The following is a 4,933-nucleotide window of genomic DNA, read 5'->3' on the forward strand; positions in this document are numbered from 1 at the left end:
TCGTGTTTTAGTAGAACCAACTTAATTTTTACCATTAATCCGAATATTCCGTAAAAAGTCATCCACAGATGGCTTATTTGCTGTGCCCACTTTTTTAGGTGCATGCCCAAGTGCTAATTTCAGACTTATCCTCCTGTAAAATAAAAATTTCATCAATCGGCATATTAAAATACGCAACGATTTTTAATGCTAATTCCAGACTGGGATTATACTTGTTTTTTTCAATGGCATTTATCGTTTGACGTGTAACTTGTAAATCCTCAGCCATTTTAATTTGCGAGATCCCCTTTTTTTGACGGATTTCTCGAATATGGTTAATCACCGGCATTAGTCAAACCTCCATAAAAAGTAAAGATATCTTTACATATATAATACTAAAATACCGATAAAATGTAAAGGTATCTTTACACTCCATCGGTATTTTTTCACGATAATCCAATCTATATTGCCGCAACCGTTATCTTTCACTAAGCTGCATTCAACAAAAAAGGGTGAACATAAAGATAAACATCTTTTGGACACCCTTCGTTTTATTCATTACTCCAGTCGATTCCTTTTCAACTCAACAACGTCTCAGGTATGAGCTTAAAGCCTTCAATAACGGCATCTTCATCAACTTCAATTAAAATACAACGTTTGCCGCTGACGGTTACTTGTTTAACATACTTCAAATCTTGCGGACTGATTGAGATATTGGCAACCTTTGTTTGAATTTTTATCGATTTTGGTACTAAGCTTGTTGCCTTTAGCTCATATTTTTCATCATCAATTACTTTTTGAAACGCCATTTCTACTTTTTCCGGATTTACATCTTCAACTCCGCTTGCTTTCAAAACCTGCTCAACATCTTTATAATCGAGTTTTGGAATATCTTGTTCCTCTTCCTTTTCCATCATTCGATTAATTTCTTCATATACATTCGAAAGTGTTGACGGTTCTACTTCCTCACCAACCACTTCTTTAACAATTTCTTCAAAAACTGCTTTATCGTCTTGAGCGGTCATCACCGGTTCCGCATTCAATACATCCTCAATAATATGATAGTCCGGTTGGTTTGCCTTCCCTGTCGAGTATAAAATATGATTAATATCAGTGTAATTTTCCGTAAAACAAGGAAAGAGGAATCCCGACATTGGTGATGTTAAATTAATAATTGAATCGACGACTACATTTGCTTTAAACTCCAGCTCAACAAAATCAAAAAGCAGTGATTTTTTCGGCTGTTCGGTACGATTTATGCTACAAAGGATAAATGGATGGGTATATACGGTATCATTTGCGTGTTCTTCCGTCTCCTCATTCGTCCTTTTGGTTGGTTTATAATATTCGCCGCGAATGAACGTAATTACGATATCTTTTTCATACTGAATATCTTTGACCATTTTTTCAACAAGCAGAAGCATTTGTGATTTCCAGGATTCAACATCATTGTTTTGGATTGCCTCGTATAGAATGTCCTTGCTATGCGCCTCTGCTTCCGCCTGAAACTTTAGCTCAAACAGTTTTACATCCAGCTGGCCGGTTAACACCTTTTTGAAGTTCAACATAAATAATTCTTGCTGCTCCCGGTCCAACATCGGAAACGGATGACATTCTTGATAAAAAATTTCACTGCTTTCTTTTCGAATATACACATTAAAAATATCTTTCACTTGCAAAAGATGATTATCTAACTTAAATTGCTTTCGGATATTTGCGATGTCTTTTACATTCATAAGAACTTCCCCTACTCTATTAGTCTACCTAACTAATTATAAGCAAATGCTCACCATTTTGGAAGAAGACAATCAACACGTATGATAAAGCCGATCACTAATGAAGGGATAAAAAATTTTTCTCTATTTTTACTCATACATCTGCTTAAAATTTGAAGAAAGTTCATATGTGGGTGAAAATTATTTGCGAAAGGTCCATAACAAGTTTTTTAAAAAAATAGTTGACATATAGGAATAATACGTATATATTAATAAACAAGATTAATTTCATATTTTTAAATATTCTTATCTAGAGAGGTGGAGGGACTGGCCCGAAGAAACCTCGGCAGCGGACTTATTAAAAGTACTGTGCCAATTCCAGAAAGCTTTTGGCTTGAAGATAAGAAGAGATCGAAAACTATAATCGTTATGTTTACCTCTCTTCTTTCTTGAAGAGAGGTTTTTCATTTGTCAATACCGGTGAATTACCATATTGACAAGCTTAACAAAAAAATAAAAAAGTGAGGGAAACATAATGACAACAAAAACAATTACAAAAGCACCTTTTAAAGCTGATCAAGTAGGGAGCCTACTTCGTCCGGAGCGAATCCATAAAGCAAGAAAGGACTTTCAAGAAGGAACCATTACAGCTGAGGAATTAAGAGCCATTGAAACAGAAGAAATCAAACGAATTGTCGATAAACAAATTGAAATTGGTCTGAAAGCTGTGACGGATGGCGAGTTCAGACGGAGATTTTGGCATACGGATTTTATGGAGCATTTAAACGGGGTTGAAGGGTATATCCCTGAACAAGGTTATCAATTTGTTGGCGTCGAAACCGAAAAATATAATGTCCGCGTTGTTGGAAAAGTCAGCTTTAATCCGAACCATCCGCACTTGCAAGATTTTATCGAATTTAAAGAAATTGTCGGCGACCGGGCCATTGCGAAAATGACAATTCCGAGTCCGAATCAATTTTTCTATCCGGGAATTCTAAACGAAGAAGTTTATCCGGATGTTGAAGATTTTGCAAAAGATCTAATTCAAGCATACCGTGATGCGATTCAAGCATTCTATAATGCCGGCTGTCGTTACCTGCAATTAGATGATGTTGCGATTGCCGGTTACTGTATCCCGGATATTCCGGAAGATGAACGGCAAAAATCAATTGATTTGGCATTACGTGTGGCAAATGGTGTACTGGAAGGAAAACCGGATGACTTAATCGTAACAACCCATCTATGCCGCGGTAATTATCAATCGGCTTGGGCATTTGAGGGTCCATATGATTATATCGCCCCCACCTTTTTTGCTAAGGAAAAAGTAGACGGCTTCTTCCTTGAATACGATGATGAACGGTCCGGTGGTTTTGAACCTTTAAAATATATACCAAAGGGCGGACCCAAAGTCGTTATTGGTATTTTCACATCGAAGTCCGGAAAACTAGAAGACAAAGAAGTAATTAAAGCACGGATACAAGAAGCCGCCAAATATGTTCCGCTTGAACAACTGTGTATTAGTACACAATGCGGTTTTGCTTCGACTCACCACGGCAATAAGTTAACGGAAGAAGAGCAATGGGCAAAATTAAAATATATTATTGATATCGCAAAAGAAGTCTGGGGTACACTGTAGATATTAGGTTCTTTATACCATATGGCAAAGAAAAAATAAGTAAATACCGCCAAAGAAGTTTGCGGATCACTACAGATATAGGTTCATTCACCACAGGGCATAGTGACAAACATTTCGGTATCGCCAAAGAAATACGAGAACACTGTAAAATTCCAGGATTGTGTCTTTTAGGAAAAAGTGACTCGGAATTACTGTTCCGAGCCACTTTCTATGAAAAATCTCATTCATGAAATTCTTTTTTCACGACTGATAAGGCTGCGGCAATGACTTGGTGCATATCATAATATTTGTACATACCAAGTCTGCCGCCAAAAATAACATTTGGCAATTGCCCGGCAAGTTCGCTATATTTCCGATATTTTTCATTATTTTTTTCGTCATTCACCGGGTAATACGGTTCATCGCCTTTATTCCACATTCGCGGATATTCTTTTGTAATAACTGTTTTTGGTTGGTTGCCAAATTCAAAATGTTTATGTTCAATAATTCGCGTAAAAGGTGTTTCTGCATCCGTATAATTGACTACCGCATTTCCTTGATAATTTTCCTGACCTAAAATCGTCGTTTCAAAATGCAAACTACGATATTCTAATTCGCCAAATTGATAATCAAAAAATTGGTCAATCATTCCGGTATAAATAATTTTTGGAAATTCCTGCAAATATTCTTCACGTTTTGCAAAAAAATCGGTATTCAATTCCACATCAATTCGTTCACTTGCAAGCATTTTTTCAACAATTTGCGTATACCCGCCAATTGGAATACCTTGATAACGGTCATTAAAATAGTTGTTGTCATATGTAAAGCGGACCGGCAACCGTTTGATGATAAAAGCAGGAAGTTCCGTCGCTTTCCTTCCCCATTGTTTTTCTGTATATCCTTTAATTAATTTTTCGTAAATATCGGTGCCAACCAAGGAAATGGCTTGCTCCTCCAAATTCCTCGGCTTCTCAATCCCACTAGCCTTTCTCTGTTCCTCAATTTTCGCTTTTGCTTCTTCCGGGGTAATCACACCCCATAATTTATTAAATGTATTCATATTAAAAGGCAGATTATAAATTTCCCCTTTATAATTGGCAATCGGACTATTTGTGTATCGATTAAATTCGGCAAATTGGTTTACATAGTCCCAAATCTCTTTATTATTTGTATGAAAAATATGAGCCCCGTATTTATGAACTTGAATCCCTTCCAAATTTTCAGTATAAATATTGCCACCGATATGGTCCCGCTTTTCAATGACCTTAACCCTTTTCCCTCGTTTGGCAGCTTCATAGGCAAAAGTACTGCCAAAAAGCCCGGAACCTACCACTAAATAATCCTCATTCATCTTTCTTCCACCTTGCTATTTAAATTCACTAACAGAAATCGTTTCTCACTTTATGAAGAAGCGGCTGTCCAAAAAGTCAAAATTAGTGACTTTTTGGACAGCCTCTGTTTCTACGGATTGACTTGCGATTTTGTCCATGAGAGCCGCTCTATTGGACAGTTTCTCCTGATTAACTTCCCTTTTTGTCCACGAGAGCCGCTCTATTGGACAGTTTTACTTGGTTGAGGCTCCATTTTGTCCACGAGAGTCGTTCTATTGGACAGTTTCACTTGG

General features: G+C 36.9%; 4 protein-coding genes and 1 riboswitch. Of the genes, 1 reads left to right on the forward strand and 3 read right to left on the reverse strand.

Annotated elements, in window-relative coordinates; genetic code table 11:
• Positions 1 to 94: 94 nt before the first annotated feature.
• Both LIZ98_RS16880 and LIZ98_RS16885 read right to left on the reverse strand, forming a co-directional pair.
• On the reverse strand, positions 95 to 328 hold the full coding sequence (locus LIZ98_RS16880; RefSeq protein ID WP_108897643.1) for a helix-turn-helix transcriptional regulator: 234 nt from the start codon (positions 326 to 328) through the stop codon (positions 95 to 97).
• Positions 329 to 557: 229 nt separating this feature from the next.
• Positions 558 to 1,715 (reverse strand): DUF4317 domain-containing protein, encoded by a 1,158-nt coding sequence (locus LIZ98_RS16885; RefSeq protein WP_227140333.1) that lies wholly within the window; start codon positions 1,713 to 1,715, stop codon positions 558 to 560.
• A gap of 282 nt (positions 1,716 to 1,997) precedes the next feature.
• Positions 1,998 to 2,101: riboswitch (SAM riboswitch) on the forward strand.
• A gap of 128 nt (positions 2,102 to 2,229) precedes the next feature.
• On the opposite strand from LIZ98_RS16885, the gene LIZ98_RS16890 reads away from it, so the two are divergent.
• Entirely contained in the window at positions 2,230 to 3,330 is a 1,101-nt protein-coding gene (locus tag LIZ98_RS16890) for a 5-methyltetrahydropteroyltriglutamate--homocysteine S-methyltransferase (RefSeq protein ID WP_095141431.1), read from the forward strand.
• Positions 3,331 to 3,550: 220 nt separating this feature from the next.
• Here LIZ98_RS16890 and glf read toward each other — a convergent pair whose 3' ends face one another.
• Positions 3,551 to 4,660, reverse strand: coding sequence for a UDP-galactopyranose mutase (glf, locus tag LIZ98_RS16895; protein ID WP_227140334.1), 1,110 nt, complete (start codon positions 4,658 to 4,660; stop codon positions 3,551 to 3,553).
• Positions 4,661 to 4,933 lie beyond the last annotated feature (273 nt).

Source organism: Caldibacillus sp. 210928-DFI.2.18, from assembly GCF_020554505.1.
GTDB classification, from domain to species: Bacteria; Bacillota; Bacilli; order Bacillales; family Caldibacillaceae; genus Caldifermentibacillus; species Caldifermentibacillus hisashii.

Bases quoted from the DNA above. Each gene is read 5' to 3' on its own strand.
- LIZ98_RS16880 (WP_108897643.1), bottom strand. From the start codon at position 328: ATGCCGGTGATTAACCATATTCGAGAAATCCGTCAAAAAAAGGGGATC.
- LIZ98_RS16885 (WP_227140333.1), bottom strand. From the start codon at position 1,715: ATGAATGTAAAAGACATCGCAAATATCCGAAAGCAATTTAAGTTAGAT.
- LIZ98_RS16890 (WP_095141431.1), top strand. From the start codon at position 2,230: ATGACAACAAAAACAATTACAAAAGCACCTTTTAAAGCTGATCAAGTA.
- glf (WP_227140334.1), bottom strand. From the start codon at position 4,660: ATGAATGAGGATTATTTAGTGGTAGGTTCCGGGCTTTTTGGCAGTACT.